Here is a 4,606-nt window from a genome sequence, read left to right on the forward strand (position 1 = left end):
AACACCTTGTCCCGCCCGTGTCTCAAACACCACATCACGGCTTTCGTTAAAGTAAAAGGTCTCCCGTTCACAAAAACGAATGGCTGCAAAAATGCTTTCTTGGATTTGATGAACATACTCATCGGCTATGTCATCAATCTCATCTTGAATAACCGACACTAAGTGCGAAAGTGTTCTCTTATGACGATAAACATCTCGCTTTACTGGTATCGGTCCTCCGGTTTTAACCCGAATATAATGACGTGTCATCAAAATACCTCTCAGTGATTAGTCACGAATTCAACGACTATACTTGCTTGCCCAGCTTGTACTGTTTTGTCCGCTTTGGCATAGAGAGTAAGTTCTTCATCATAAGGGATAAACTCCTTCTGATTGGTAGGCTTAACCTCTTTTACTGCCTGTTGTTTGATTTCTGCTTCACCAAACTCATTGCCGCCAGCAGTGCTGCCTATTTTTACCTTCGTGTCCGAAAATGCTGTCTTAACAAACACTTTAATTGAAGTAATCAAAGCACCACGAGGTAGCGTGCCTATTCTCATAGCGTTTTCTTTATCTTCATAGCTAAAATTAAGCCGCAAAAAGCTTACCTGCTGGGTATGAAGATTTCTCCCTTGCAAGGGCTGTGGTAAATAATCTGCCATGTCTTATCCCCTCAATGATTTGTTACGAATTGCACAACCACAATACATTCACCAGCCGCAGTTGTTTTATCCCGTGTTGCATAAAGGGTCATCTCCTTATCATCTGCAACAAAAGACTTTTGATCTGTTGGCGTAAAATCTTGCGTGCCTTGGGCTTTGATGTCTTTTTCACTGAACTCATTGCCGCCATAGGTGCTGCCTATCTTTAATTTTGTCTCAGAAAACGCGGTCTTGACAAAAGCCTTCATCGAAGTGATCAAAGCGCCACGAGGCAAAATTCCGATTTTTTCCGTAAGATGCTTATCTTTATGCGAAATATTCAAACGTAAGAAACTTACCTGTTGGGTATGAAGAGTTCTTCCCTGCAATGGAGGTGGTAATTGATCTGCCATGTCTTATCCCCTTAATGATTACGCACCAGCTTCACCGCTGTAGGTAGGAATGACAATCGTTCCAAAATCTTGGGCTGTTTGTGCGCTATTTGGCATTTTGAAACGGGTCTTCTTCATTCCTATCAATGTTTTAGCTGCAACACCAAATTGACGTTCATAATCAAAATATTCTTCTTTGAGTGTGTAATGCGTTGCACTGTGATTCTTGCCAAAACCTATAACCGCACTCTGGGCTCCTAAGAAAACCGCACGACGCACACTCTTTACCGCTGTATTATTTGTCGAGTTAACACCATGGGTGACATGTATCGCTTCACGTAAAATAACGCCATTATACATGCCTAGTGAACCATCAAAGATTGGGTTTTTCGCACGAGAGGTTGCATAAACCGATTTTTGAATATCTAACCACTCACCAACGGCTGTATTGGTTCGCAATTGCATGACTTGTGTTGGATGCAAATACAAAACATAAACATCATCACCATTGACATGGACTGGAGAAATTTGCGGATTGGCAAGTTTGGCTTGTTTAACCGCTTCATCAATCAATTTAAGACTAAAGCTATGTTTGGCTTTATCATTGAGATCTTCATCCTTTGTTTTACCATCTGGGCGGATAATACGTTCATTGCTTGGTGCCATGATTTCATTAAAGCCATAATGAACCGGCTTAATATACACTTCTCGACCATCAACATTGATCGTACGGGGTGTATAACCACATACCTGAAGAAAGAACATGATGCTTAAACGATTGGCATACCAACGAACTAAACCTTCTTTGGCTTTTTTCCGTAAATTGGGGAGAATTCTCTGTTGGTCAATCGAGTCATCATTCGCTACACGTGCTGCATGTAAAAGCTCGTTAATCACCAACCGATCATTCATAAATTGAAGCGCTTCTTCATTGCCCTCTAAGGTTTCGCCTTGCGTGACACCGTCCCCAAACAGATTGACCAGCAGACTAAACGTAACGCTATCCCCTGCACTCTTATGGGTTTCGTTGTAAAGCTGGATAATGCTGTTCGAACTTTTGCCAATCAGGGGAGCTATTTTCGTTGCTTTCAAAACTTCATTGCTTAATTTCTGTGACCACAATTTCACCGATTGCGGATCATGGGTTCCTATATGTGTTGTTGCCATTGATTTCACCTTTCTTTGCTGTAAAAAAACCGGCTTAAAGCCGGTGGAAAACCCGCATCAAGGCGGATTATGTTGTAAAACTTATTGCCTAATCAGGGTCTGCACCCATAATTTCATAAAAACGGGCTTCATTTTTCGGGTTCGATATCCACGCGTTAAATTCTTTTTCTGACATATTCGCAAGTGTCTCTTTGGTCATAGGACCCGTCACGCCCCCTCCTCCAGATGCTGTTAAGGTTCTCGCAGAATTCTGCCGGCTTTGAAGTTCTGCTACTTGATTATTCGCTTGAACCCCTTGGTTCTGATAGCCAAGATTTTGCGCTATTCTATAAATCTCTTCTGCCGGATTGAGATCTCTTTGTGCACAAGTCGCTACAATCGTACGCAATTCATTCCTTATGATCTCAGAAATTGTGTTTGGATCTGCATACTCAGGATAAAGTGACGACCAAGAACTCAATTCCTTCGCACGCTTCTCATAAAGAAAATTTGCCGCATCACCAAAATCACTGGATTTATTTTGAAACGACTTAACAGAATTGTTGAAAAACTGACCAAGACGTATATCATGCTGCTGCTGTTCCTCAGCTTGTCTTAGCGCTTCTTTCTGTTCCCTAATATACGCATCCTGCTCTCGAATCTTTTTTCCCATCCAACTCATATAGCCAATAATGTCTTGTGTAGGGTCTGGGGGTGCATTTTCACCTTCAACCATTGGCGTCTGGGATTGGGGTTCATAAAGCTTGACAAGCGCTTCACGAGCTTGTTTAGCTTGTTGCTCCATACGCTGCTGTTCTATGCTAGGAACAATCTCTGAAGGCTTTTCAACGGACTGCACAACCGGCTCTGGAGAGGTGACATCATCATTATCAATCGTTTCACCATCATAAGTGCCGGCATCAAAAGAGCTCTCATCATCAAAGACCGGTGCTCCAACTCTGTAATTTTCATTCATAGCTTCATTCATTTCTGCATTCATTCTTTCACCTTTCTCAACTATGCATACCTCTGTGTAATGCTATTCGCTCTCGCATAATCTGATTATGTGCCTGATCATTGAGAAGCTTCTGCCGTTCAATCTCATAGCGTTGCTTCATCAGTTCTGCGTCTGTTTTTGCTCTCTCTTGATGCACAAAAAGATCAATCTGCTTTTGTTGCAAATCCATCTGATGCATCTGTGCTTTCGTCTCTAAGTCTTGTTGCTTTTCCTGCAACTTCATTTCCTGCTCGGGGTCCATCTGCTGTTGTTGTGCCATTTGTTGCTGTTGGAACTTCTCACTGACACGATTGAGTAATGACGCAGGCAATGGAGAATAACGAAGTAGATCAAGCATAATATCCGGCGTAATGGCATTTTGAAGCAATGGAAGCAGTTGTGTGATGATACCGAAGGTGCGCTCTTTCTCATTCGGGCTGGTTGGCGCATCATCAACAACAATGTCATACTCGACACTCGTTACTTCTTCACGCGTCAATGGAATATATTGCGCATTCTCCTCACCAGATATCCGTACCAAACGACCATCGGACAAGTAATTCTGTATCAAGTGCAAAATAATCTTACCTTGCCGCTTGCGGTACAAACGTAAACCATCAAACAGACAAGCAAGCAGATTTAAACTGGATTGGCGTCGTTGTGCCTCCAAAATACCCGCTTGTGTCACTTCTCTTGTGCCAATGAATTCGGGCGATAAACCCGTCACCTGATTAATTGCTTCCTTAGCTTCATTAAACAGTTGGAAAAACCCCGTTGGAAATTCTGCTACGGGTTTGGGTTGGATCTTTCCTTGTGCAAGGGCGCCATCTTCAGCAACTAGCAACGCATCAGCCCGCGACCAATCTTGCATAGCCTGCCTGATGTCCTTAAATGCCCCTTCCTCGACAATAAGCCCCCCTTTGGATTGGCTATTAAGGATATACATAACTTGACTAAAGTACTTATTCGCCCACCGTTGTGGGTCTTTTGTAGGACGCACAACCCCATAAAATTGCCGTTCTATCTTGTCAAAATACCCCGTTATACACTCCCAACCCAATTGACCCGCTGGAACCATGGGTTGATCGGGGGATTCAAGCAACTTTCTCCCTAAAAAAGCACGTCTTACAACCTTTTTATTGAAAGCTGCCCCTTGGATATCGGGCATCATGCACTGTAGCTGCTTAAATTCTTCCTCGCTATAATCACGAAGTTCTCCAGTGCTTAAATCGGGCGCTTTGTAATACCTCTCGCTTTCAAACCAACGGCATTCAACAAGTGTAACCATCCGACGACCGTTTTCAACATCAATGCTCCCTTCATCACTGTAATAATCAAGATCATTATGGTGAACACCTTCATGAGAGCTACCATCCCTTGCCCAATCTGCACTCAGCTCTGTCCAATGAGATTTGGGAAACATCTGCTTAGCTACTTCTAACGGCTTGCGG

5 protein-coding genes and 1 pseudogene are annotated in these 4,606 nt (G+C 43.0%); all 6 read right to left on the minus strand.

All coding sequences use genetic code 11. The annotated features are described in order from the left end of the window. Positions 1-249: pseudogene (locus tag ACFIME_RS04445) on the minus strand (hypothetical protein); the annotation flags it as partial. Between the two features lie 11 nt (positions 250-260). After that, positions 261-641 (minus strand): hypothetical protein, encoded by a 381-nt coding sequence (locus tag ACFIME_RS04450; RefSeq protein WP_375633742.1) that lies wholly within the window; start codon positions 639-641, stop codon positions 261-263. An 11-nt stretch (positions 642-652) separates the two neighbouring features. Beyond that, on the minus strand, positions 653-1,033 hold the full coding sequence (locus ACFIME_RS04455; RefSeq protein ID WP_375633743.1) for a hypothetical protein: 381 nt from the start codon (positions 1,031-1,033) through the stop codon (positions 653-655). A gap of 18 nt (positions 1,034-1,051) precedes the next feature. Continuing rightward, the gene (locus ACFIME_RS04460; protein ID WP_375633744.1) at positions 1,052-2,179 is read right to left on the minus strand and encodes a N4-gp56 family major capsid protein; all 1,128 of its coding nucleotides are present in this window, start codon (positions 2,177-2,179) and stop codon (positions 1,052-1,054) included. An 88-nt stretch (positions 2,180-2,267) separates the two neighbouring features. Next, positions 2,268-3,158, minus strand: a complete 891-nt coding sequence (locus ACFIME_RS04465; RefSeq protein ID WP_375633745.1) for a hypothetical protein — start codon at positions 3,156-3,158, stop codon at positions 2,268-2,270. A gap of 13 nt (positions 3,159-3,171) precedes the next feature. After that, positions 3,172-4,606 (minus strand): phage portal protein (locus ACFIME_RS04470; protein ID WP_375684561.1); only part of this gene is annotated, 1,435 nt, incomplete at its 5' end.

The sequence above is a fragment of the Bartonella sp. AP1QHHD genome, from assembly GCF_042196265.1.
In the GTDB taxonomy this organism is placed as follows: Bacteria; Pseudomonadota; Alphaproteobacteria; order Rhizobiales; family Rhizobiaceae; genus Bartonella.

Coding starts and splice junctions, on each gene's coding strand:
- ACFIME_RS04465 (WP_375633745.1), bottom strand. CDS start 3,158: ATGAATGCAGAAATGAATGAAGCTATGAATGAAAATTACAGAGTTGGA.
- ACFIME_RS04455 (WP_375633743.1), bottom strand. CDS start 1,033: ATGGCAGATCAATTACCACCTCCATTGCAGGGAAGAACTCTTCATACC.
- ACFIME_RS04460 (WP_375633744.1), bottom strand. CDS start 2,179: ATGGCAACAACACATATAGGAACCCATGATCCGCAATCGGTGAAATTG.
- ACFIME_RS04450 (WP_375633742.1), bottom strand. CDS start 641: ATGGCAGATTATTTACCACAGCCCTTGCAAGGGAGAAATCTTCATACC.